Here is a 21,982-nt window from a genome sequence, read left to right on the forward strand (position 1 = left end):
GCTCAGGCGCGCTGGAGCTGGAACCGCTGGTTGGTGCCGCCGGAGGCGGCGTACTGCGAAATCCGGGCCCCGTCGGCGGTCGACGCACCCCACACGTCCATCGCCAGGCCGCTCAGGCGGTTCACCAGGCTGACGGCACCGCCGCCCTGGTCCACCACCTTCCACTGCTGGCCCGCCGCGTCACCGTCCGGCTGCTGGGTGACATCCGCGCCCGCGCCCGAGCCGGACACCTGCAGCACCAGCCCGCTGTGCCGGGCCCGGATCCGGTAGTAGCCGTCGGCGGAAGCCAGGAAGTCGAACTGCTGGTTCAGCCCGCTGTTCGGCTGCCACTGGACCAGCGTCGCCCCCGCCGCGGACGACGCGCCGGTGATGTCCGCGGCCTTTCCGCTGTGCGCCGCCACCAATCGGTAGTTCACGCCCACCTGCACCGGCGACGTCGGCGGGTTCGGGTCGCCGCCGAACTGGCTGAAGAACTTCCAGATCTCGGCCTTGTCCCAGCTCCGCGCGCCGCTCTCGCAGCCGGTGCAGCCGTCCACCGGACCCTGCTGGTGGCCGCCGTCGAACGGGGCCCAGACCACCGGGTAGCCGGTCCGGCAGCCCGAGTAGACGGTCAGGTAGTGGGTTTTGCTGCCCGCCGCGGGCTCGGGGGCGTTCTGCGGCGTGCAGCCGTTGTTCCTGACGAACGTGTCACGCAGTCCCCGCCCGGCCCCGATGTTGTCCGACACCCCGTGGATGCCCATGTAGGCGATGGGCTGGGTGCCACCGCTGCAGCCGCTGATCGCGCCGGGGGCGGCGATGGCCACGACCGCGCGGAAGACGGTGGCCCGCGCGCACGCGAGCGCGTAACTCATCGCGCCGCCGTAGCTGAACCCGATGGAGAACAGCTGGGTGGTGTCGACGCAGAGGTCGTTCTCGATCAGCCTGATCATGTCGTCGGTGAAGGTCACGTCCTCGCCGCCGGAATTGCCCCAGCCGTTGCCGATGCCCTGCGGCGCCACGAAGATCGTGCTGTTGCCCGACTGCGACTGCATGCCGTAGTAGGCCCAGGCGTAGCCGTCGCTTCCGCCCGAAGCGACCTGCTCGGCGGTGCCGCCCAGCCAGTGGAACCCGAACGCCAGCCGGTGCGGAAGGCTGTTGTCGTAGGTGTCCGGGATCTTCAGGATGAAGCTGCGGCTCTTGCCGTTGCTCTGGATCGTGCGTTTTCCGCTGGTGAGCGTGGGGTTCTTGCCGCAGCCGGCACTGGGCGTACCCGCCGCGGCGACGCGATCGCCGGCCGGGGGCGAAGTGGCCGCACCGGCGCTCGGGGTCGTGCCGCCCACGGCCAGCACGAGCAGCGCGGCGGTCACGGCCGTCCTGAACAACGATCGGTGTTTCGACATTCGCAACCCCTTTTGGCCGACGGGGAAATCTTCGACGATTTCGCGAAAGCCCGGCCGTGCGGCCGGCCCGGACCCGGGTGACCGCGCGTCGCGCTTTGGCCCTTTCTTCGGTGCGAGACGCCCGCCTCCAGGGTGTTTGCGTTGTAGCACAGACTTTCGACGCCCGTCCAGGTGCAGGCCACGCCCGCGCCACCGGTGCCGGTGGCGCGGAAAAGGTCGAAACCGCGCTCGGTGGCTGGTCAGAGGATGCTCGCGGCGAGCCTGCGCGTTGCCTCCCGCGTTAGCCCGGAAATGAAACTTTCACCTCGATCCGCGAACCGGGAACGGATTTGCGGGCAGCTCTGAATGTGAAACTTTCCGCGTGCTCGGATTTCGTCGCGGCCGACGCCCCCGTTCACCAGCCCCCGTTCACCAGTGCCGGTTCACCGCGCTGATCTCGTCCTGGACCCGCGTGCGCAACGCCGCCGCGTCACCCGCCAGTCGCGTTTGGACGGACGACGGACCGCGGACCGGTCCGGCGACCGGGTGCACCCGGTCTTCCCCCGGCAGCGGAACACCCGGGCAGGTCGTCGCGCGTGGCCGGGAGTTCTTGACCAGGAACACGTTCACGAGACCGTCGACGCACGGGTTGCCCGCCAAGGCGTACTGGCCGTGGAACGGCGAGTCGTCCACCGACACCAGGGGCACCCCGGCCGAGCGGGCCCCCGCCGTCGCCTGCTCGTACCCGGTCTGCGGGTCGAACTCGCCCTGCACGACGAGGATGTTCGCCGCCGCTTCGGGCGGCACGTCGGGCAGTTCGTGCCGCGGCTTGTCCGACCAGAAGCCGCACGTCTCGCCCAGGCCGTAGGCCCAGCCGAACAGCGGGTACCGCGGGCCTTGCCGGTCGCTGAGCCGCTGGTACCAGGAGGCGGGGCGGGTGGGCTGGTCGCCGCACGCGACGGCGAAGCGGGTGCCGGGTGCCTGCGTGTAGTCGGGAGCCGGCGCCGACGCGACGACCCGGTCGGTCGTCAGCTCGGCCGCCGGGACGCCGAACGTCGCCCGGGACACCGCGTCGAGGTCGCCGCTCAGTGCCTCCGGGGCGGGGGGCGCCGTGCCGTCGAGCGCCTGGGCGCCGAGGAGGAAGATCAGCGCGCCGAGCACCCAGCGGAGCGGGCTCCCGTTGCCGACGAAGACGCCGTCGTAGGTGTCGGGGGCGAGGCCGTGCGTGCCGTAGTACGCGCGGACGCGCTCCCACTTCGCCTTGACCTCGGCGGCCGTTCCGCCCAGCTGCGCGGGGAAGTTCCGTGCCAGCCACGGCAGGTAGACGTCGTCGAACTGGCGCTGGTCGATGACGGGGAACGCTTCGAAGTCGGCCTGCAGCCGGCCGTCGAAGTCGACGCTGGAGTCGAGCACGGTCTTGCCGGTGTGCTCCGGGAACAGCGACGCGTACTTGGCGCCGAGCCAGGTGCCGTAGGAGTAGCCGAGGTAGTTGAGCTTCTCGTCGCCGAGCAGGGTGCGGATCAGGTCCATGTCGTGGGCGGTCTGCCAGGTCGTGACGAACGGCGCGAGCGCGTCGCTCTGGCACGCCTCGGCGACGGCCCGGGGGACCTGCTGGTGGGCCGCGACGCTCGCCGTGGAGCGGTCCCGGGCGTCGAGGGGTCCCTGCGGCAGCCGCCCGACCGGCACCTGGCACTGGAAGCCGTGGTCGTCGGTGCCCGCGTGGCCGGTGCCGCGCGGGTCCATGCCGACGAAGTCGTAGAGCTGGTTCACCGTCGGCTGCAGCGCGGCGAGTTCGCCCGCGAGCGGGGTGCCCTGGCCGCCGGGACCGCCCGGGTTCAGCAGGAGCGCGCCGCGCCGCTCGCCGGTCGCGGCGACCCGGCTGATCGACACCTCGAGTTCCGGTCCCGCGCCCGGGTCGGCCCAGTCCCGCGGAACCGTGACCCGGGCGCACTGCGCGGGTTTCTCGTCCGCCGCCGGCTTGAACGGGCAGTCGCCCCAGCTCAGCTGCTGCGTCGTGTACGGGGTGAGCGGGTCGGCGGCCGCGGCGGGCACCGCCGCCGCGAAGAGGGCGGCCGTCGCGGCCGCCAGTCCTGTCCGGGAGAAACGCACCGGGATCCTTCCGTCGGCGGGTGGGGTGCGCCCGAGCCTGGCCCGGTGGTGTCCGCCGGTGATCAGCCCGCGGGACGATCTCGCGGCGCCCGTCTCGGCCCGGGGTATGAGACGGCCAGCGCGCGCCCGGCGGCCGCGGCGGAGATCATGGGTCCATGACCGGTTCCCGGCCGGGGCTGGGCGTCGTCGGGCGCCGCCTCGCGCAGTTCCTGCTGGACGAAATGCTCGTCTTCGTGCCGATGCTGCTGCTCGCGATCGCGGTGGTCTGGCTGTTCCACCCGCACGGCGTGGCGTTGCTGACGTTCCTCAAGATCGTCTTCTACACGATGCTGGCACTGGACCTCGTGGGCCAGTGGTTCGTCAACGCGTGGTGGCCCTACCGGCACGGCGGGCAGACGCCGGCGATGCGCTGGCTGCGCCTGCGGGTCGTGACGCTCGAGGGAACGCACCCGTCGCTGGCCGCGTTCGTCGTCCGCGAGCTGCTGATGGTGGTCGACGGGTTCGCGTGGGGCCTGACCGGGATCGGGGTGATGCTGGCGACCCGGCGACGGCAGCGGTTCGGCGACGTCGTGGCGCGCACGGTCGTCGTGCACGTCCCGCGGGGCCGGGACGGCCTCGGCGAGTCAGCGGACCAGGCCGCTTTCCCAGGCCCAGATGGCGATTTCGGTGCGGTTGCGGGCCCCCAGCTTGCGCTTGGCCGCGCCGATGTGGGTCTTGACCGTGGGCATCGACACCACGAGTGAGCGGCAGATCTCGTCGTTCGTCCTGCCGCGCGCCACGGCCTTCACGACGTCGAGTTCCCGGGGTGTGAGCGGGTTTTCCGGTGCGGTGACGCGCCGGGGATCGCGGCGGGCGAAGTGCGCCAGCAGCCGGGTCGTGATCGCGGGGGAGACCAGCGCCTCGCCGTGGGCCGCCGCGTGCACGGCCTCGACGAGCAGGTTCGGCCCGGCGTCCTTCAGCAGGAAACCGCAGGCACCGGCCCGCAGCGCCGCGTGCACGTTCTCGTCCAGCCCGAACGTCGTCACCATCACGACGTGCAGCGGCTCCGGAACCGCCGGGCCCGCGAGCAGTTCCGTGGCTCGCAGCCCGTCCACGCCGGGCATCCGGATGTCCATCAGCGTGACGTCCGGGCGCAGCTGCCGGGCCAGGCGCACCGCCTGATCGCCGTCGGCGGCCTCGCCGACCACCTCGATGTCCGGCTCGCCTTCGAGGATCAGCCGGAACCCGGCGCGGACCATCGCCTGGTCGTCGGCGATCAGCACTCGCGTCGGCACCCCGGTCTCCCCTCGCCTCAGCCCGGTTCGAGCGGCAGCCGCGCGACGACGCGCCAGCGCCGGCCACCCACCGGACCCGCCTGCACGGTACCGCCCACCGCCGCCACCCGCTCCGCCATCCCCAGCAGGCCGTAGCCACCCCGGCGGGCGGTCCGGGCGGCACCGTCGTTGACCACCTCGACCCGCAGCTCGCCGGGCGGCTCGTGGCGGACGAGCACCCGGACCTCGGCGGCGTCGGGCGCGTGCCGCCGGACGTTGGTGAGCGACTCGGTGAGCAGCCGGTGCGCGGTGGTGACGACCTCCGGCGCGACCGGGAGCTCAGCGAGATCGGGGCTGACGTCGAGGTGGATGCGGTCGTCGTCGGGGACCGCGCGGTCCACGGCGGTGGCGAGGTCGGCCGGCGGGACGAAGAGGTCTTCGTCGCCGGTCCGCAGCGCCCCGACCAGCCGGCGCATCGCGGACAGGGCCGCCGCGCCCGCGGTTTCGAGCTCGGCGAACGTCGTGGTGTCGCCGCCGGTGCGCTCGGCGACGCGGTGCGCGGCCTGGACGCGCACGACGATGCCGGTGATCTGGTGGGCGACGAGGTCGTGCAGCTCCCGGGCCAGCCGCAGCCGCTCGGCGTTGCGGAGTTCGAGGACGTCCACGCGGTGGCGGACTTCGGCGTCGCGCAGGACCAAACCGCCGGCCAGGGCGCCGCCCCAGGCCACCGCGGCCCCGGCGGCGTACAGCGCGGCCGGTGTTTCGGTGCCGTAGCGCAGGATCGGGGCGAGGGTGGCGGCACAGCCGCCGAGGACCGCCTGCACGGCGGCGGCCTTCGGCGAGAGCCGGTGGCAGCACGCCCCGACCATGAGTGCCAGCGCGAGGGCTTCGGCCGAACCGGGCTGCGGCGGGAGCCGCGCGCCCGTCGTGGCGAGCGCCGCGGCGACCGCCGATCCCAGCAGGGACAACCCGGAGACGGCGGTGGCCAGCCCGGCGATGTGATCGGGGAACCGGCGGCGCAGCACGGCCAGCACCGCCACGACCGGGCCGACACCCGGCGCGAACTCGATGGCGATGCCGGCGAGCCGACCCCGGCCCGGACCGGCCTGGGCCGCGAGGACGGCGTCGAGCACCACCAGCGCGCCGAGGACGGCCGCCTCGGCCACGAGCGGGCCACGGCGGCCGGTCCACGGGATCCGCGAGTGGCCGGCGAAGGTCATCTGCCGATGGTGCCCCACCGCGCGCCTGCGCGCCGCGAATCTCGTACCCGGGTACGAGACGGCGGCGGTGATCTCGTACCGCCGTCCGATCGCCGGAGCGGCTGTCCCCACCAGACTGGGGGACGACCGGAACGGAGGGATGCTCATGCGGGAGGCCGACTTCACGGCCGGGACGCGGCCCGTCGAAGGCGAGATCGAGGGCTTGCCGGGCTGGTACTTCGTGCTCGTCGGGCTGCTGGTGGCGAGCAACGACCTCACCCGGCAGTTCAGCGACACCCACAGCTGGGTCGCGCTGCTGCCGCTCGTGCTCGTGGCGGTGCACCTGACGCTGTGGTTCACCCTGCTGTCCCGGCGGCGGCGGTACCTGCGCGCGGTGTGGCGCAGCAAGCAGGCGCTCGCGCTCGTCGTCGTGCTGGTGGTGCTCCGGCTGCTGCTGCAGGTGGGGCTGGCGAAGCTGACCGGCGAAGCCGCGCCGCTGCACAGCTACCCGCACCTGATCATCGGGCTGGTGATGCTCGTCGTGACCACTGCCGGGGCGTGGTTCGACCAATGGCTCGTCCTGCGGGTGCTGAACCGGGACGCGAACCGCTGACGGTGATTTTCCGGCTGACACCCGCCGATTTTCTCGTCGAATGCGGTGAAACGAGAAAAAATCATCGGAACGAGCGAGTGGATTTTCGGCTGTTGGCTCCGCGCCAAGCAGGAATCAGGTGGCTCGCCATCGCGAGGACCGCGCCGGCCGCCACGCACGACCACCGGTCCGGCACCGGCTCGACCGCGCCGAGGGTCGCGCACCCGGCGCTGCCCGCGGCGAGCACGGCTGCGCGGGACACCACCACCCACGACACCTGTTCCGCGCCGAAACACCCGCACGGCACACCGGGCCGCTGGGTCCGCAACACCGCCGCGTAGCCGGCAAAAGCGCAGTACAGCGTGGCTTGGGTGGCGGACGGCAGGACCGTGGCGCCCGGCGCCACGAGCAGGACCGCCAGCACGGTCACGCCCACGAGGACCTCCGCGGCGGTGACCGCCACCGCCACGGATGCCGCCGATGCCGTCGGCAGGAGGCGGTGGGCCCGCAGCACCGCCCGGTGCTCCCGCGGCCGCGCCGCGTGGGCCGCGCCCGCCGCGGCCAGGAGAATCGCCCCGAGCGCCGTCAGGACGGTCATTGCGGCAGGCCAGAAAACGTTCATGGAACCACTGTATTGACCGACAAAACTACCGTCCCCGTTCGGACCAATTCGGAAACCGTTCCGAAACGATCGTGGCCGTCGCCGAATCCGTCGGCTAGTGTCTCGCCGGGCGGATTCGGGGGAATCGGAGGTCTCATGGCGACACAACGGCTGCGGTTGGTGGCGCCGGGCGGCGACCGGGTGACCGTGGGCCTGCCCGCGGCGGCGCCCGTTTCCCACGTGGTGGCCGGGGTCCGCTTCGTCGGCGGCTCGTTCGGCACCGGGTTCCAGATCGGACCGCGTGGCTACCACGACTTCGCCTGCACGCACGTCGCGCCGGCCGAGACCCGCGAGCGCCTGGTCGTGCACGGCCGGGAAGTGGTCGTCGCCGAGGCCGCCGACGGGCAGTCGTCCGTCGCCACCCTGATCGGCGCGTACCACGAACTGATGACGGTGTACGCCGGACCGGCTCCCCGCCGCGACCGCGTGCTGGCCCTGTTCGGCTCCCTGCGGATCGAAGACCACGTCGGCGGCATGACCGTCGTCCCGCGTGCGGCGACGCTGCTGGATTCGATGAACGAGCACTTCGTGATCGTCGTGAAGGACCACGGTTCGCTGTCCGTGCCCGCGCCGAGGCACGCCGCGGCGCTGATCCCCCGGCACGCGGGCGCCCGCACGAAGCACGGCGAGGTCTGGAAGTCCGGGTATGCGAAGGATTCCGCGCGCTCGTTCGTCCTGGGGTGCCCGGCGGGCGTGGCCGAGGTCCACCTCGCGGACACCACGGCGAAGACCGAGCGGCAACGGCTCGACTGGCTCGACGAGATCGACATCGCCTGGGACCGCCGATGACGCCGTCGATCGCGTTCGCCCTCAGCACCTGGGCGGCGATCATCCTGCTGTTCTTCGGGCTGGCGGCCGTCCTGCGCGAGGTCCGGCTGCTGCGCGGGATGGTCACCCGGACCACGGACGGATTCGTGGCCGCGCCCCCCGATCTGGTCCTCGGGCCGCGGTTCGCCGGGGCCGGCGGCCGGATCGTGGCGGCGGTCGACTCGGGCTGCCCGCTGTGCCTGACGGTGGTCGAGCGGCTGGCCGGGCTCGGCGCGGACGCGACCCTGCTGACCCACGAACCGCCGACGACGTGGGCGGACCTGGCCCACGGCCTGCCGGTGATCAGCGACGGCGAAGCGTGGCGTTCGGTCTCCCACCTCTCGTCGCCGGCACTGATGCTGCTCGACGGGACCGGCCGCGTCCGCCGGATGCTGCTGCCGGTCCGGGCCGCCGAAGTGGACACGACACTGGCCGACTGGGCCGGTCTCAAGCCAGGAGGTGACACCGGTGACGCTGGAGTTGGCGCACATTCCCGGCCTTGACCGGCCCGGCCCGGCTGCCGTGGGCACCCGGGCCGGAAGAAAACTGAAGACCGGCGGCACGAGGAGGACGTTCCTGCGCGCGGTGGCGCTGGGCGCGCTGACGCTCGGCGCGACCGCGCTCGACTGGTCCGGCTTGTCCCGCACCAGAAAGGCGAACGCCGAGTTCAGCCCGTACGGCATGCCGGGCTTCGACCGCAACGACTGCCGGGACGCCTATCCCACCGGCTACGGCGAGCTGCCCGACACCAGCGGCACCTACGTCAGCACCTACGCCGCCTGCTTCGGCGGTTTCTGGCGGGGGAGCACCTACTGCGAAGCGGGCTGGCACAAGTACGGCACCTGGAACGAGGGCGGCATCCAGGTCGATCACCAGCCCGTGGCCAACACCTGCGGCCAGTTCGCGGGCAAGAACGCGTGGCGGTGGACGACGCCGGACCTGAAGGTCTACCGCTGCTCGGACGGCTTCTCCACGTTCTGGGGCGGCGGGTACACCGGTCAGACGTACCTGACCATCTGCCGGGCCGCCCTTTGACGCACGGGACTTCCCGGCGCCGGTGGCACCCGCTGACGATCGCCGCCGGGCTCGTGCTCGCCGCGGGCGGGATGACCGGCGCACTGCTGCTCGCCCGGCCGGGATGGCTGCTGCCGGGCGCGTGGCTCGTCCTGTGCGCGGCCGCGGGGTTCGCCACCAGCGGCTCCAGTTGAAGCCGGAACTCGGCCTTCGTGCTGAGCTCGCCGGTCTGGCGGGGCACTCCGACACTGGCGTTCTGCGCGGGACTGGTCTGCGGGGGCGCGCTGACCGCGACGGTCCTCGTCGTGGCCGGATCCCTGCTGCGCGCCCCGCTGCCGGATTTCGTCCGCTGGGCCGTGGTGGCGGCGGCGCTGGGTGCCGTGCTGCTCCGGGAGGCGGGCGTGTGGTCGTTCCGGCTGCCGGAAAACCGGCGGCTGGTGCCGGACACCGTGTTCCGCCTCGGCCGCCACCTCGGCCCGCTGCAGTTCGGGCTCGAGATGGGCACCGGCGCCCGCACCTACCTGCCCAGCGGGCTGCCGTACGTCGCCGCGGTCGCCGTGGCGCTCACCGCTTCGGTACCCGCGGCGCTGTGCGCGGGCGCGGGGTTCGGGATCGGCCGGGCGCTGATGACCACGGCGAACCTGCGCTACGGGGCGGACAACGCCTGGGACGGCGAATGGCGGGCCCACGGCCGGGAACTGGGGTTCCTGACCGGGGCCGCCTTCGTCGTCCCGCTCGCCGCGATCGCCGTCACGGTGTCGTCTGGTACGCCCTGATCACCGTCTGGGTGAGCGCGTTGCCTTCGGTGTCACGGGCGGTGATCCGCAGGGACACGAATCCTTCGCCCGGCGGGTTGGGCACCACCGCGAACCCGCCGTTCCCCAGGCGCACGGCCGGCACGGACCGCCAGGTCGTGCCGTCGTCGGCGGACGTCTCGACCCGCAGCTCCGCCAGCCGGAACTCGCCGGCGCCCGGCTGCCGCTGCGCGGTCAGCGCGAGCACGAACGGCTTCCCGGCCGGGGCCCGGCTCTGGTCGTCGACCGCGCCTTCGGCGCGGACCACCATCAGCGGCAACGGTTTCGCCGGAGCCGCCGCGCCGGGCTCGTGGAACGTCCACGCCACGTCGACGCCGGTGCCCACCACCGACCACGGCACGCTGCGCGTGGCGACGGACCGCAGCGTGTAGGTTCCCGCCCCGTCCGGGATGGTGAACGCGCCGAAGGCGGGGTTCGCGGTGGTGCCCAGCACGACGCCGTCGCGCGACAGCGTCGCCGTGCCGGTGAGACCGCCCGGCGGCGCGGTGTACTGCTCCGGGTCGCTGCCCGAGACCAGCGGGATCGCATACGTCAGCTGGTTCCCGGCGCGAAGCACCCCCCAGCCGTCCTGGGGTGCCCCGAAGGCGGGCCCGACCGGGGCGCGGTTCCAGCCGGAGCGCTGGGGCCCGGGCCGATAGGTCCGGTACGAGTAGCTGTTCTCCGCGTCGGTCAGGGGGGTCGGGTACACCGCCACGAGGTGCTGCCAGCTCACCCCGGTCGTGTAGTACTCGGTGCGCCGGCTCGGCAGCGCCTGCGGCAGGAGCTGGTAGGTCCCGCTGTCGGCGCCCGGGAAGCCGAAGGTGACGTCGTCGAGCCGCAGGCTGTCCGCCGGTTTCCCCTGGGTGTGGTACCGGGTGTCGACCACCGCGAGGTCCCGGTCGCGCACCCGGAAGACCGGGTCGCCCGGCACGCGGCCGCGTTCGAGCAGCGCCAGCTGGTAGACGTAACCGTTCGGATCCACGCCGGGCGGCTGCGCGGCCAGGGTGGCCCGGAAGTACAGCGCGTAGGTGTGGTCGGTGACCGCGGGGCCCGAACCGGCCGCGTACAGCTCGTTGCCCGGCTGGACGATCCAGGCGAGCGTGCTGGTGCGGGTCCCGCCGGGATTGCCGGAAACCAGGCCCAGTTCGCCGCCCTGCAGCCGCGCGTCCGGGCGGTCGACCGCCGCGCGCAGGGGTTTGCCCGTCCGGGCGTCGAGCGTGACCGCGACGTCGTGGGTCACCGGCTGACCGGGCCGGGACAGCAGCGTGACCGCGGCCGGCCGGGTCTGCCCCGAGGGATCACCGGACACGTCGAACGCGTTGAGGTCGTAGCGCCCCTTGGGCACCCGGACCACGGCCGTGCCGTCGGCGCGGAACGGCCGGACGCCGAAGGCGGCCCCCGTCGTGGTGTCGACCAGCGTGGCGACGCCCGCGGTGAACCGCCCGTCCCGGCCGATCAACCGCACGGACACGGTGTAGCTCTCGGCCTCCAAGAAGGCGCCGAGCGCGGTCTGCACGGTGATTCCCGGCGCCGTCGCGGTCAGCCTGCCGCCGTACTGCCCTTCGCCGGCCGCTCCCGCGTTGAGGGTGACGCCGACGTCGGCCTCGCCGTGCGCGGGAACCACCACGGACGGCACCGACGGCGTGAACAGCGGCGCCGGGCTCGTGGCGAGGGCCAGGGTGACGGCCGCGTCCCCGTCGTTCCGGTAGGTCACGGTCTTCGTGACGGACCCCGTGCGCGGCCAAGCGACGAAGCCGTAGCCGAGGCTGCCGGTGGTCGCGGTGACCTGCTGGGTGACCGCGCGGCCCACGTCCACCCGGCCGGCACCCTGCTCGACGACGTCGGCCGTCGGCCGGGCGGTGCTCGTCAAGGTCACCTTGAGCCGGCCGGCGAGCCAGTCCGGGTGCCGCTGCAGCAGGAGCGCCGCCGAACCGGCGACGTGCGGGGCCGCCATCGACGTCCCGGAAAGCCGGGCGTAGTCGTCGTCGACCGGAGCGGTGTCGCCGTCGCGCGTGCCCGCGGCCCTGGCCGAGACGATGCCCTCGCCGGGCGCGGCGATGTCGGGCTTGACCGCGTGGTCGCCCAGCCTCGAGCCGCGGTTGGAGAACGGGCTGGTGGCGTCCTGGGCCGACACGCTGCCGACCGCCAGCGCCGCATCCGCCGCGGCGGGCGCGACGACCGGTCCCGGTTCGGGCAGGTCGAGCGAGCGGTCGTTGCCCGCCGGGGCGACGAACAGGGTGCCGTACCGGGCGGTCAGCGCGTTCACCGCCTGGGACACCGGATCCGTGCCGTCGGTCGCGTCACCGCCGAGGCTCAGGTTGACCACGCGCACCTTCGGCGCGATCCACTCCATGCCGGCGATCACCGCGGACTCCGGGCAGCCGTAGGCGACGCAGACCTTGCCGCTGATCAGCCGGGCGTCCGGCGCCACCCCGCGGTACCGGCCACCGGAGGCGGCTCCGGTGCCGGCGATGATGCCGGCGACGTGCGTGCCGTGCCCGAGGTCGTCGCCCGCGGCCGGCCCGGTCCCGGTGAAGTCCTGCGCCTCCACGACTTTGCCGGCCAGGTCCGGGTGGTCGGCCCGGACGCCGGTGTCGAGCACCCCGACCGTGACGCCGCGACCCGTGTAGCCCGCCTGCCAGGCGGCCGGGCCGCCGATCTGCGGCACGCTGACGTCGAGGGCCGGGGTGGCCAGGCCGTCCAGCCACACCTTGTCGACCCCGGCCCGCAGCGCGGGGGACACCCCGGCGGTGAGCCAGGTCCAGAACTCCGTTCCGCGGCGCCGGTCCTGGCGCAGGGCCGCGCCGCGCACGCTCGGCAGCTCGCGGACGGCCGTGGTGGCGGGCGGCGTGGCCGCGGGCGACCGGGCGGCCGAATAGGTGACGATCAGGGGAAGGGTTTGCGCGGCGTCGGTGAGGTGCTGCCTCAGCAGTTCGGAAACGTCGAACAGCCGGGAATCCAGCCTGCCCGATGCCACCAGGGCCAGCGCATCCGACGGCACCACGGTGATGTCGCCGGTGTTCGTGCCGGTCTCCGTTTCGCGGAAGAATCCGATCCCGTCGCGGCCCGGCCCCGGTTCGACCACGACCTGGCCCGCACCGCGGGAATGCGGCAGCACCCGTACCCGGTCGCCGGTGATCAGCGTGACCGTCTGCCCGGGATCGCCTGCCGCGGAGGGCAAGGCGGCCGGTTCCGCCGCCGCCGTCGCGGGCTGGGTCAAACTCGCCGCCAACACGGCGGTCATGGCCATCCGTCTTCGATGCATGTCAAAACCTTCCGGCCGAGATCGTTTTCCCGAAATCTGTGCTCTTCGCTGATCGGAAATGTCGGAAAAATTCACACCCCCGAATCTTGTTTTCTCGCACTGTATGGCCCCCGTGCAGTCGTCGACCAACGTTATAATCCGTGGTGGCGGATTGTGCAATCCGTCGACCTCGTGAACCACTGCCTGTCGAACCGGCCGTCGAATTCGACGAATGTTGACATTTCCGGCGGTGGGCAAATAACTTGCTGGGGATCAATCGTCTCGACCGAGTGAGGGGAACGCCGGTATGCGCCGTTTTCGTGGCCTCATCGCGGTGTTGCTGATCGTCTGCGGGTTGACGGCGCCGGCGGGACCCGCCGGCGCCGGATCCTCGCGGTACGCCGGGTACTTGTTCGTCTACTTCGCCGGCGAAGGCACTCCCGACGGCGAGCAGGTCCACTTCGCGTTGAGCCAGGGCAACGACCCGCTGCGGTGGCGGGAACCGGCCGGCCGTCCGGCGTTGCGGTCCACGCTCGGAACCGGGGGGATCCGGGACCCGTACGTCATCCGTTCGCCGCGCGGTGACGGGTTCTACCTGATCGCGACGGACCTGCGGATGTACGGCCGGGACGACTGGGATCAGGCGCAGCGCCACGGGAGCCGGTCGATCGTGGTGTGGGAATCGACGGACCTGGTGCGGTGGGGTGAGCCGAGGCTGGTCGCGGTGGCGCCGGACACCGCGGGGCACGCGTGGGCGCCGGAGGCCTTCTACGACCCGGTGCGCGGCGCTTACGTGGTGTTCTGGGCGTCCACGCTCTACCCGCCCGGCGATCCCGGGCACACCACGGAGTCGCACAACCGGATCATGTACGCCACGACCGAGGACTTCCGCACGTTCGGCGAGCCCCGGGTCTGGTTCGACCCGGGACACTCCGTGATCGACTCCACGGTGATCGAGCACAACGGCACGTACCACCGGTTCTCCCAGGACGACCGCGGCCCCGGCGGTGGCGGCGCCACGCCGTGCGGCCGGTACATCACCCAGGAGAAGGCCGCCGTGCTCACCAGCCGCACCTACGCGCTGGTGAAGGAGTGCATCGGCGAGGGCGCGATCGTCGGCGGTGAAGGCCCGCTGGTGTTCCGGTCGAACACCGAGAAGCGGTGGTACTTGTTCATCGACGAGTACGGCGGCCGGGGCTACCAGCCGTTCGAGACGACCGACCTCGAGTCGGGTGACTGGCGCCCGGCGGCGAACGCGCAACTGCCCGCCGGCCTCCGGCACGGCACGGTCCTGCCGGTGACGCGCGCCGAATACCACCGGCTGGCCGCGAAGTACGGTGCGGCCGCGGGTACGCCCTGATCCGCCGCCGCGCTCTTGCGGCGGAAGGAGCAGCCGGCCCGGCCTACGCAGCGGTGAGCCGGGCGCCCGGTGGGGCGCCCGGCCGGCCGGGTGGGGTTCAGCAGGGCTTGATCCCGCTGACGATGTTCCAGTTCACCCCGCTGGTGTAGGCCGACTTCGCGGCCGGCAGCAGGCGGGTGCGGCCGTCGGTGTAGTACTGCGTCGGCCGCGTGCCCGCCGTCTGGTTGTTGTCCCACGAGCCCGTCGAGGTCCACGGGATGCCGTAGTAGCGGCAGCTGTACATCTCGATGGCCGTGCCGCGGAAGAACTCGTTGGGGTAGGCGCAGAAGTACGTGTACGCCGCCCCGCCGGTGCCGCAGTGGGCCGTCAGCCGCGTGCCGTCCGCCAGGGGCAGGTCGCGCGGGGCGTCCTCGCCGGGCAGCGCGATCCGGACGGTGCCGGTCCCGTCGAGGTCGATCACGTTGGGCCCCACCCGTTTCCCGCCCACGCCGGCCAGGTAGAAGGCGCTTTCCCGGTCGAGGAAGGCCGCCTGGCCGGCCGACAGACCGGCGGCGCGGGCCTGCGCCCCGAAGTCCGCCGAGCCACCCGGGGCCGCCCCGGCCGCCGGTGCGGCCACGACGGCGCCGGTGACGAGAGCCGCCGCCGCGGCCAGGACCGCGATCATCTTCTTCATCGTTTCTCCCTCGGTGGTGCGGTAGCCGGCTCCGGCCGGGCCCCCAGCGCCCGGCCGGAGCCGATCCGGCGAGCGGGTGCTCGCGCGGTGGACGGGGCTCCGCCGATCGGATGAAACCGACCGGGAGATCCCCCGGCACGCCGTCCGGGCTGTTACCCCGGAACCCGGGCCGGGGTTCCGGCCAGGGGGAGGGGTGCCGGATGCCGGCTGGACTGCGTGCTGCGACGAGGGTGACCGACGGCGGCACCACGAACACACCACGGCGGTGGAATGGCCTGGTCACCCGCCGCGGACGGCGGTGAGCGGCGTGCTGCGGCTGCGGGTGCTCGGCGAGGTCGCGGCCTCGGCCGGCGACGACCGGCTCGACCTCGGGCACGCCCGGCAGCGGTGCGTGCTGGCGGTCCTGCTGGTCGAGGCCAACCTGGTCGTGACGACCGAGCAGCTGCGGGACCGGGTGTGGGGCGACCGGCCGCCGCTGCGGGCCCGGCAGGTCGTGACCAACTACGTGTCCCGGCTGCGGCGGGTGCTGGCCGCGGCCGGCGGTGGCGTGGAAATCCACCGCCGGGGCGGCGGGTACGTGCTGCTGACCGAACCCGACCGCGTCGATCTGCACTGCTTCCGCCGTCTCGTGCGCCGCGCCCGCGACGAGACCGACGACCGCCGCGCGCTGCGGCTGCTGGAGGAGGCATCGGCGTTGTGGTCCGCGGAAGCCTTCGCCGACCTCGACGTCCCGTGGATCGAGGCGGTGCGCGAAGGTCTGGCCATGGAGCGGTTCGCCGCCGACGCCGACCGCATCGACCTGGCGCTGCGGCTGGGCCGGCACGCGGCGCTGCTGCCCGAGCTCACCGCCCGCGCCGCGGCGCACCCGCTGGACGAGCGGGTGGCCGCCCAGCTGGTGCTGGCCCGGTACCGCGCCGGCAGCCCGGCCGAGGCCCTCGCCGAGTACGGGCGGGTGCGCGCCCGGCTGGCCGACGAGCTGGGCATCGATCCCGGCCCGGCGCTGCGCAATCTGCACCGGCGCGTCCTCGCCGCCGATCCGGAGCTCGACGGCCCGGCCCGGCCGTCTTCGGCGGCCGCGCCCGTGCCCCGGCAGCTACCCGCGCCACCGGGCTGGTTCACCGGCCGGGTCGCCGCGCTGGCGCGGTTGACGGACTTCCTGGCCGGCCCCGGCGCGAGCCCGATCGCCGTCGTCAGCGGGCCGGGCGGGATCGGCAAGACGTGGCTGGCACTGGAATGGGCACACCGCAACGCCGGGCGGTTCCCCGACGGCCAGCTGTTCGTCGACCTGCGTGGCTTCAGCGCCGACCGCGACGGCCCCATGGCGCCCGGGGTGGCGGTGCGGGGCTTCCTCGCCGCGCTCGGCGTGGACCCGGACCTGCTGCCCGCCGAACCGCACGCCCGGACGGCGCTGTTCCGGAGCCTCACGACCGGCCGGCGCCTGCTGCTCGTGCTGGACAACGCGGCCGACGCCGAGCAGGTGCGGGAGCTGCTGCCCGGCGGCGGCTCCTGCGCCGTCCTGGTCACCAGCCGCCGCCGGCTGGCCGGGCTCACCACCGCGCACGGCGCCGGGCAGCTGCCCCTCGACGTCCTGGCCGGCGACGAATCCCGCGCCCTGCTGGCCCGGCGGCTGGGCGGGCGGGTGACGACCGAGGCGGCGGCGGTGACCGAGCTGGTCGCGTCGTGCGGCGGTTTCCCGATGGCGCTGGGCATCGTCGCCACCCGCGCCCAGACCCACCCCGAAGTGCCGCTGGCCGAGCTCGTCGCCGACCTGCGCAGCCTCGGCCTGGCCGCGCTGGCCGACGACGACCCGGCCGCCAGCCTGCCCGCGGTGCTGTCGTGGTCCTACCGCGCGCTGCCGGCGGATCGCCGCGAGGTGTTCCGGTTGCTCGGCGCCGCGCCCGGTGCCGACCTCGGCGTGCCGGCCGCCGCCGCGCTCACGGGCCGGCCGCCGGCGCAGGTCCGCGTGGTCCTGCGGTCGCTGGAAGAGGCGTCCCTGCTGATCCAGCACCCGCCCGGCCGGTTCCGGATGCGTGAGCTGATCCGGTCCTACGCCGGTGTGGCCGGGGGCGGGCCGGACCCGGCCGCCCTCGACCGGCTGACGGACTTCTACCTGCGGACCGCCTACACCGCCGAGCGCTTGCTGAACCCGTACGCAGCGCCGATCCGGCTCGGCCCCGCCGTGGCGGCGGCACAGCCCTTGAGCGACGCCGCGGCCGCGCTGGCGTGGCTGGAAACCGAGCACACGAACCTCCTCGCGGTCCAGCGCGCGGCGGCGGAGGCCGGGAAGAACGCCGTCGTGTGGCAGCTGGCGTGGGTGGTGCTGACCTTCCAGACGCGGCGCGGGTACCACCGGGAGCAGGCCGAGGTGTGGCGGGCGGCGCTGGAGGCCGCCCCGGGGCTGCCCGACCCGGCTGCCCGCACCGTCGCCCACCGCCGGCTCGGAGCGGCCTGCGTCGAACTGGGCCGGCACGAAGAGGCCGTGGAGCACCTGCACCGGGCCCTGGAACTGGCGCGGTGGCAGCACGACGTCGGCGACGAGGCCCACACCCACTACCAGCTGGCGTGGGCCTGGGGCCGCCGTGGCGCGGACCGGCCGGCGCTGGACCACGCGATCCGCGCGGTCCGGCTGTGCCGCGCGGCGAGCCTGCCGGTGTGGGAGGCGGACGCCCTCAACGCGGCGGGCTGGCACGCGGCCCGCCTCGGCGACTACGACGCGGCCCGCCGCCACTGCGGCGCGGCGCTTTCCGTGCACCGCAAGTACCACAACGCCCACGGGCAGGCGAACGCGCTGCGCAGCCTGGGCGAGATCAGCCGGCTGACGGGCCACGAAAAGCAGGCGGTGCGCCGCTTCCGGATGGCGCTGGCGCTGTACCGCGATTACGGGGTGACCGCGGCGGAAGCGGACGTGGCCGACCGCCTGGGCCGCGCCCGGACGGCCCCGGCGGCGCAGGCGGGGTGGCAGGAGGCGTTCCGCCAGTTCCGTCCTTACGGCGGCACCACGGCGTAAGCGGCTTCCCGTCTGGCCCCGTCGGGAACGGCGTTGCCGTGCGTGGCGTGGCGGGCCGAGGCCGACGGGGGCATCACCCTCGTGCCGGACGGGGCTGCGCATGTAGGACCCGGCTGCCGCGCCACGCCCGGCGCGGCAGCCGTCATCGGGTCGCCGGCCCGTACACGCGGGTTGCGGTCCCGCCGCGGACGGCGTCGCATTCGGCCGGCGTCAAGCCGTCGATCAAGGTGTTCGCGGCGGCCAGCACCTCCGCATACGTCCCCGCGAGCAGGCACACCGGCCAGTCGGAGCCGATCATCAGCCGGTCGGGGCCGAACGCGGCGAGCGCGGTCTCCACGCAGGGCCGCAGGTCGTCGACCGTCCAGTGCCGCCGGTCGGCTTCCGTGACGAGGCCGGAAAGCTTCGCGACGACGTTGGGTTCGCGGGCCAGGGTCGCCAGGCGGGCCGCCCAGGGCTGGAGCTGCCCGGTGGCGACCGGGGGTTTTCCGAGGTGATCGAGCACGAAGGTGAGCTCCGGCAGGGCCCGGACCGCCGTGATGGCCGCCGGGAGCTGGTGGGGCAGCACGAGCAGGTCGTACACCAGCCCGGCGTCGCGCACCGCCGCGAGCCCCGCCAGGACGTCTTCGCGTTCCAGCCAGCGCGGGTCGGGCTCGCCCTGGACCAGGTGGCGGATCCCGGCCAGGAGTTCGCCACCCGGCGCCGAACGCAGCCGTTCGAGGTCCCGCGCCGGCGATCCGGTCAGGTCGATCCAGCCGACCACGCCGGCGATGAGCGGCTCCCCGGCCGCGATCGCGAGGAACTCCACCGACTCCTGCAGGTCGGGCAGGACCTGGACGAGCACGGTCGCGCCGATCCCCGACGCGGCCGCGACGGCCCGCAGATCGGCGGTGGTGTAGTCGCGCCGGATCGCCGCGGTGGCGTCGCCGTCCAGCCACTCGTGGCGCCGGACGGAGGTGCGCCACAGGTGGTGGTGGGCGTCGACGCCGGTCCTGCCCGGCCGATCCGGTGGGAAGCGCATCGTCGGGACCGTAGCAGACGTATGATGTCTCGATCAAAGAGTCGGCGAGTCATCATACGTAAAAGCACGAAAAGTAGTTACAGGTCACTATAAGTCCACGTTACTGCCGTGTTACGGACCAAAGCTGGACAATTGCCGGGTGTCCGCGTAGCCATACATATGTTGTCTGCGCCGACCGAGAGGTGGTCACGTTGGCCGAAGTGATCAGCGCCATCGACGCCGTGGACGTTCGCTTCCCGACTTCGCTGAGCCGGGACGGGTCCGATGCGATGAACCCGGAACCCGACTATTCGGCGGCGTACGTGACCATCCGCACGAGCGCGGGGGATGCGGGCTACGGGCTCGCCTTCACCGTCGGCCGCGGCAACGACCTCGAGGTCGCCGCCGTCCGCGCCCTCGTGCCCCTGGTCGCCGGGATGCCGGTGGCCGACGCGCTCGCCGACCTCGGGGGCTTTTCCCGCCGGTTGACCGGGGACAGCCAGCTCCGGTGGCTGGGGCCGGACAAGGGCGCGATCCACATGGCCGCGGCCGCGATCGTGAACGCGGCGTGGGACCTGCGGGCCCGTCGCGAAGGCAAGCCGGTCTGGCGGCTGCTGGCCGAGATGCCGCCGGAGGAACTGGTCGACCTGGTCGACTTCAGGTACCTGCAGGACGCGCTGACCCGCGACGAGGCGCTGGAGATCCTCCGCCGCGCCGAACCGGGCCGCGCGGGCCGCCTGGCCGAACTCCTGGAATCCGGTTTTCCCGCCTACACCACGACTCCCGGCTGGCTCGGTTACTCGCCGGAAAAGCTGGCGGCGCTCGCGAAGGAGGCGGTCGAGGACGGGTTCACCCAGATCAAGCTCAAGGTCGGCGCCGACCTCGACGAGGACATCCGCCGGCTGCGGCTGGCGCGGGACGTCGTCGGGCCGGACGTCCGGATCGCCATCGACGCCAACCAGGCGTGGGGCGTCGCCCAGGCCATTGAATGGCTACGCCCGCTGGCGGAGTTCGACCCGTACTGGATCGAGGAGCCGACCTCGCCCGACGACGTGCTGGGCCACGCCGCGATCCGCCGGGCGGTCGCGCCGATCAAGGTGGCCACCGGCGAGCACACCCACAACGCGGTGATGTTCAAGCAGCTGCTGCAGGCGGAGGCGATCGACGTCCTCCAGCTCGACGCGAGCCGGGTCGCGGGGGTGACCGAGAACATCGCGATCCTGTTGCTGGCCGCGAAGTTCGGCGTCCCGGTGTGCCCGCACGCCGGCGGGGTCGGGCTGTGCGAGATGGTGCAGCACCTGTCGATGTTCGACTTCGTCGCGGTGAGCGGCACCCGGCAGGACCGGGTCATCGAGTACGTCGACCACCTGCACGAGCACTTCGTCGATCCGGTGCGGATCGAGCGCGGGCGCTACCTGGCTCCGTCGGAGCCCGGGCTCGGGGCGCGGCTGCACGCGGAATCCGTGGCCCGGCACCGGTTCCCCGACGGACCGGTGTGGCGGCGGGACGCGGTGGTGGTCGCGTGACCGGCGGGGCGTCCGGGATCGGGCTCGCCACGGCGCGGATGCTGGCCCGGCGGGGCGCGCGGGTCGTTTGCCTGGACCTGAACGAAAAGGTCGAGGAGCCGCTGATCGGTGTGCGGGCCGACGTGTCGGACGACGACTCGGAGCTGGCCGCACTCGCCGCGCGTCAGCCCACCGGGCGGCTCGTCACCGCCGAGGAGGTCGCCGCGGCGATCTGCTACCTGGCCGGCCCGGACTCCGGCGCCACCACCGGCACCGATCTCGCCGTGGACGGCGGTATGTCCGGCCTGCGGCTCCGCCCGAAACCCGGCAACGAGGAGAGGTCATGAACTTCCAGCACCTGCGCGCCGCCGCTGTCGTCACAGCCGGCGTCCTGACCGCGGCCGCACTGGCCGGATGCAGTGGCGGCGGCTCGACCGCCGCTTCGGGGGGAACCGTCGTGGGGGTCGACTACCCGCGCTCGGACACCGACTTCTGGAACGCCTACATCAAGTACGTGCCCCAGTTCGCCGGGCAGTCCGGCCTCGACCTCAAGACCACGAACTCGCAGAACGACGTCGCGAACCTGACGGCCAACGTGCAGACGATGATCAGCCAGGGCGTCAAGGGCGTGGTCATGGCGCCGCAGGACACCGCGGCGATCATCCCGACGCTGCAGCAGCTCGCGGGCAAGAAGATCCCGGTCGTGTCCGTCGACACCCGGCCCGACCAGGGCAACGTCTACATGGTCGTCCGGGCCGACAACCGCGCCTACGGCGAGAAGGCCTGCCAGTTCCTCGGCGCCAAGCTCGGCGGCAAGGGCAAGGTCGTCATGCTGCAGGGCGACCTCGCGTCGATCAACGGCCGGGACCGCACCGAGGCCTTCAACGACTGCATGAAGAAGGACTTCCCGGGGATCACGGTGTTCGGCGAGGCCACCAACTGGGACGCCGGCACCGCCGCCCAGAAGCTGCAGACCCGGCTGACCGCGAACCCGGACATCAAGGGCGTCTACATGCAGTCCAGCTTCGCCCTGTCGGGCACGCTGCAGCTGCTGAAGCAGCGTGGCCTGCTCGTCCCGGCGGCCGACCCGAAGCACGTGTTCATCGTGTCCAACGACGGCATCCCCGAGGAGCTCGCCAAGATCCGGGCGGGGGAGATGGACGCGACCGTTTCCCAGCCGGCGGACCTGTTCGCCAAGTACGCCCTGCAGTACGTCAAGGACGCGATCGCCGGCAAGACGCCGGCGGCGGGCAAGACCGACCACGACAGCACCATCGTGGCGGTCCGCGACGGGCTGATGGAGGACCAGCTGGCCGCCCCGCTGGTCACCGCCGACGGGGCCACCTTCGGGCCGGTGGGCAGCGTCAAGGTCGACGACCAGTCCCTGTGGGGCAACAGCAAGAGCTGAT

19 protein-coding genes and 1 pseudogene are annotated in these 21,982 nt (G+C 73.2%); 12 read left to right on the forward strand and 8 right to left on the reverse strand.

The features are described from left to right. Window positions 1–2: 2 nt before the first annotated feature. Both AB0M80_RS18560 and AB0M80_RS18565 read right to left on the reverse strand, forming a co-directional pair. Window positions 3–1,379: an RICIN domain-containing protein gene (locus tag AB0M80_RS18560; RefSeq protein WP_364565900.1), complete on the reverse strand. Its 1,377-nt coding sequence runs from the start codon at window positions 1,377–1,379 to the stop codon at window positions 3–5. 408 nt (window positions 1,380–1,787) lie between these two features. Beyond that, the gene (locus AB0M80_RS18565; protein ID WP_364565903.1) at window positions 1,788–3,467 is read right to left on the reverse strand and encodes an alpha/beta fold hydrolase; all 1,680 of its coding nucleotides are present in this window, start codon (window positions 3,465–3,467) and stop codon (window positions 1,788–1,790) included. 155 nt (window positions 3,468–3,622) lie between these two features. On the opposite strand from AB0M80_RS18565, the gene AB0M80_RS18570 reads away from it, so the two are divergent. Then, entirely contained in the window at window positions 3,623–4,210 is a 588-nt protein-coding gene (locus tag AB0M80_RS18570; protein ID WP_364565905.1) for an RDD family protein, read from the forward strand. Here AB0M80_RS18570 and AB0M80_RS18575 read toward each other — a convergent pair. Beyond that, a complete protein-coding gene (locus AB0M80_RS18575; RefSeq protein ID WP_364565908.1) occupies window positions 4,091–4,741 on the reverse strand; it encodes a response regulator transcription factor in 651 nt (216 codons plus the stop codon). The two genes, AB0M80_RS18570 and AB0M80_RS18575, sit on opposite strands and share 120 nt — an antisense overlap. A gap of 17 nt (window positions 4,742–4,758) precedes the next feature. Further along, window positions 4,759–5,940 (reverse strand): histidine kinase, encoded by a 1,182-nt coding sequence (locus AB0M80_RS18580; protein WP_364565911.1) that lies wholly within the window; start codon window positions 5,938–5,940, stop codon window positions 4,759–4,761. A gap of 145 nt (window positions 5,941–6,085) precedes the next feature. On the opposite strand from AB0M80_RS18580, the gene AB0M80_RS18585 reads away from it, so the two are divergent. Further along, complete coding sequence (locus tag AB0M80_RS18585) at window positions 6,086–6,532, forward strand: hypothetical protein (protein WP_364565914.1); 447 nt, start codon at window positions 6,086–6,088, stop codon at window positions 6,530–6,532. A 61-nt stretch (window positions 6,533–6,593) separates the two neighbouring features. On the opposite strand, the gene AB0M80_RS18590 is transcribed toward AB0M80_RS18585, so the two are convergent. After that, complete coding sequence (locus tag AB0M80_RS18590) at window positions 6,594–7,133, reverse strand: MauE/DoxX family redox-associated membrane protein (RefSeq protein ID WP_364565916.1); 540 nt, start codon at window positions 7,131–7,133, stop codon at window positions 6,594–6,596. A gap of 135 nt (window positions 7,134–7,268) precedes the next feature. Between AB0M80_RS18590 and AB0M80_RS18595 the strand changes: the two genes are divergently transcribed. Genes AB0M80_RS18595 through AB0M80_RS18615 form a run of 5 tightly spaced genes read left to right on the forward strand, consistent with a single transcriptional unit; the run spans window position 7,269 to window position 9,769 of the window. Further along, the gene (locus AB0M80_RS18595; protein ID WP_364565918.1) at window positions 7,269–7,961 is read left to right on the forward strand and encodes a hypothetical protein; all 693 of its coding nucleotides are present in this window, start codon (window positions 7,269–7,271) and stop codon (window positions 7,959–7,961) included. Beyond that, complete coding sequence (locus tag AB0M80_RS18600) at window positions 7,958–8,482, forward strand: hypothetical protein (protein WP_364565921.1); 525 nt, start codon at window positions 7,958–7,960, stop codon at window positions 8,480–8,482. Before AB0M80_RS18595 ends, AB0M80_RS18600 begins: the two co-directional genes overlap by 4 nt. Further along, the gene (locus AB0M80_RS18605) at window positions 8,448–9,014 is read left to right on the forward strand and encodes a hypothetical protein (RefSeq protein ID WP_364565923.1); all 567 of its coding nucleotides are present in this window, start codon (window positions 8,448–8,450) and stop codon (window positions 9,012–9,014) included. The genes AB0M80_RS18600 and AB0M80_RS18605 overlap by 35 nt, the downstream gene beginning before the upstream one ends. Further along, window positions 9,011–9,187 (forward strand): hypothetical protein, encoded by a 177-nt coding sequence (locus AB0M80_RS18610; protein ID WP_364565925.1) that lies wholly within the window; start codon window positions 9,011–9,013, stop codon window positions 9,185–9,187. The genes AB0M80_RS18605 and AB0M80_RS18610 overlap by 4 nt, the downstream gene beginning before the upstream one ends. An 18-nt stretch (window positions 9,188–9,205) precedes the next feature. Next, on the forward strand, window positions 9,206–9,769 hold the full coding sequence (locus AB0M80_RS18615; protein WP_364565928.1) for a hypothetical protein: 564 nt from the start codon (window positions 9,206–9,208) through the stop codon (window positions 9,767–9,769). On the opposite strand, the gene AB0M80_RS18620 is transcribed toward AB0M80_RS18615, so the two are convergent. Beyond that, complete coding sequence (locus AB0M80_RS18620) at window positions 9,744–13,031, reverse strand: S8 family serine peptidase (protein WP_364565931.1); 3,288 nt, start codon at window positions 13,029–13,031, stop codon at window positions 9,744–9,746. The genes AB0M80_RS18615 and AB0M80_RS18620 overlap by 26 nt on opposite strands. A 307-nt stretch (window positions 13,032–13,338) precedes the next feature. Here AB0M80_RS18620 and AB0M80_RS18625 point away from each other — a divergent pair, with 307 nt between their 5' ends. Further along, window positions 13,339–14,391, forward strand: a complete 1,053-nt coding sequence (locus AB0M80_RS18625; RefSeq protein ID WP_364565934.1) for a glycoside hydrolase family 43 protein — start codon at window positions 13,339–13,341, stop codon at window positions 14,389–14,391. A gap of 97 nt (window positions 14,392–14,488) precedes the next feature. Here the strand turns inward: AB0M80_RS18625 and AB0M80_RS18630 are convergent, their stop codons facing one another. Beyond that, window positions 14,489–15,064, reverse strand: coding sequence for a hypothetical protein (locus AB0M80_RS18630; RefSeq protein ID WP_364565937.1), 576 nt, complete (start codon window positions 15,062–15,064; stop codon window positions 14,489–14,491). Between the two features lie 265 nt (window positions 15,065–15,329). Between AB0M80_RS18630 and AB0M80_RS18635 the strand changes: the two genes are divergently transcribed. After that, entirely contained in the window at window positions 15,330–18,071 is a 2,742-nt protein-coding gene (locus AB0M80_RS18635) for a BTAD domain-containing putative transcriptional regulator (protein ID WP_364565940.1), read from the forward strand. A gap of 142 nt (window positions 18,072–18,213) precedes the next feature. Here AB0M80_RS18635 and AB0M80_RS18640 read toward each other — a convergent pair whose 3' ends face one another. Further along, on the reverse strand, window positions 18,214–19,089 hold the full coding sequence (locus AB0M80_RS18640) for an amidohydrolase family protein (RefSeq protein ID WP_364565943.1): 876 nt from the start codon (window positions 19,087–19,089) through the stop codon (window positions 18,214–18,216). A 191-nt stretch (window positions 19,090–19,280) separates the two neighbouring features. Between AB0M80_RS18640 and AB0M80_RS18645 the strand changes: the two genes are divergently transcribed. From AB0M80_RS18645 to AB0M80_RS18655, 3 genes and pseudogenes are all read left to right on the forward strand, one after another. Next, on the forward strand, window positions 19,281–20,594 hold the full coding sequence (locus tag AB0M80_RS18645) for an enolase C-terminal domain-like protein (protein ID WP_364565946.1): 1,314 nt from the start codon (window positions 19,281–19,283) through the stop codon (window positions 20,592–20,594). A 119-nt stretch (window positions 20,595–20,713) separates the two neighbouring features. After that, window positions 20,714–20,920 (forward strand): annotated as a pseudogene (locus tag AB0M80_RS18650) (SDR family oxidoreductase); the annotation flags it as partial. Beyond that, window positions 20,917–21,981 carry a sugar ABC transporter substrate-binding protein gene (locus AB0M80_RS18655; protein WP_364565948.1) on the forward strand — a complete coding sequence of 355 codons (1,065 nt, stop codon included), beginning with the start codon at window positions 20,917–20,919 and terminating at the stop codon, window positions 21,979–21,981. The pseudogene AB0M80_RS18650 and the gene AB0M80_RS18655, both read left to right, overlap by 4 nt. The last annotated feature ends 1 nt before the right edge of the window (window position 21,982 follow it).

It is taken from the genome of Amycolatopsis sp. NPDC051045, assembly GCF_040682955.1.
Classification (GTDB): Bacteria; Actinomycetota; Actinomycetes; order Mycobacteriales; family Pseudonocardiaceae; genus Amycolatopsis.

What these genes read in the sequence shown, in the direction of transcription:
- AB0M80_RS18560 (WP_364565900.1), bottom strand. Translation starts at nt 1,379, where the DNA reads ATGTCGAAACACCGATCGTTGTTCAGGACGGCCGTGACCGCCGCGCTG.
- AB0M80_RS18570 (WP_364565905.1), top strand. Translation starts at nt 3,623, where the DNA reads ATGACCGGTTCCCGGCCGGGGCTGGGCGTCGTCGGGCGCCGCCTCGCG.
- AB0M80_RS18580 (WP_364565911.1), bottom strand. Translation starts at nt 5,940, where the DNA reads ATGACCTTCGCCGGCCACTCGCGGATCCCGTGGACCGGCCGCCGTGGC.
- AB0M80_RS18585 (WP_364565914.1), top strand. Translation starts at nt 6,086, where the DNA reads ATGCGGGAGGCCGACTTCACGGCCGGGACGCGGCCCGTCGAAGGCGAG.
- AB0M80_RS18590 (WP_364565916.1), bottom strand. Translation starts at nt 7,133, where the DNA reads ATGAACGTTTTCTGGCCTGCCGCAATGACCGTCCTGACGGCGCTCGGG.
- AB0M80_RS18595 (WP_364565918.1), top strand. Translation starts at nt 7,269, where the DNA reads ATGGCGACACAACGGCTGCGGTTGGTGGCGCCGGGCGGCGACCGGGTG.
- AB0M80_RS18600 (WP_364565921.1), top strand. Translation starts at nt 7,958, where the DNA reads ATGACGCCGTCGATCGCGTTCGCCCTCAGCACCTGGGCGGCGATCATC.
- AB0M80_RS18620 (WP_364565931.1), bottom strand. Translation starts at nt 13,031, where the DNA reads ATGACCGCCGTGTTGGCGGCGAGTTTGACCCAGCCCGCGACGGCGGCG.
- AB0M80_RS18625 (WP_364565934.1), top strand. Translation starts at nt 13,339, where the DNA reads ATGCGCCGTTTTCGTGGCCTCATCGCGGTGTTGCTGATCGTCTGCGGG.
- AB0M80_RS18630 (WP_364565937.1), bottom strand. Translation starts at nt 15,064, where the DNA reads ATGAAGAAGATGATCGCGGTCCTGGCCGCGGCGGCGGCTCTCGTCACC.
- AB0M80_RS18640 (WP_364565943.1), bottom strand. Translation starts at nt 19,089, where the DNA reads ATGCGCTTCCCACCGGATCGGCCGGGCAGGACCGGCGTCGACGCCCAC.
- AB0M80_RS18655 (WP_364565948.1), top strand. Translation starts at nt 20,917, where the DNA reads ATGAACTTCCAGCACCTGCGCGCCGCCGCTGTCGTCACAGCCGGCGTC.